1 protein-coding gene is annotated in these 521 nt (G+C 53.0%); it reads left to right on the forward strand.

Annotated features, from left to right (window positions below; translation table 11 throughout):
* Positions 1 to 516: hypothetical protein (locus tag D8M23_RS11645; protein ID WP_446737551.1), on the forward strand; the 516-nt coding region annotated here is incomplete at its 5' end.
* Between the last annotated feature and the right edge of the window lie 5 nt (positions 517 to 521).

The raw sequence follows: 521 nt of genomic DNA on the forward strand, positions 1-521 counted from the left end.
TATTCGGGGAATGTGTTATTAGGGTATTACCATGCGTGGCGTGTGTACCGGATGAGTAATGCTGAGTATGCGAGGCATCTTGTCTGGCTGCGGAGTGAGCGGCAGCGGGAGCAGCAGAACGCGGTGGCTGGGGATGCGTTAGCGTTAGTGTTATTAATTCTGCTTGGGCTTGCTATTGTTGCGTTTTTGGCGATTAGTACGCCGCCTTTTGGGCATCAAGGGGCGTATGATATGACGCCGTTGATTGTTCCAGTGGTTAATGTGACTGCTGGCGGGATTGTGCTTTCGGTGGTGTTTAAACGGATTCTGAAAGTGCGGGCGTGGCTGGTTGTAGTAGTGGTGATAGGTTTGGCGGGTGTGCTGGTTGTGGTGGGGTGGCCTGTGGGGTATTTGTTAGTGCCTTCGGGTGTTTTAGGGTTTGGGTTAGGGGATGTGTTAGTGAGTTCGTTGGGTGTGTATGCGCGGGAGCTTCAAGGGTCGGTTCGCCGAAAAACACAACGACGCTCACCTAGGTAGTGGTG

This window comes from Rothia sp. HSID18067 (assembly GCF_003989445.1).
Lineage (GTDB): Bacteria > Actinomycetota > Actinomycetes > Actinomycetales > Micrococcaceae > Rothia > Rothia aeria.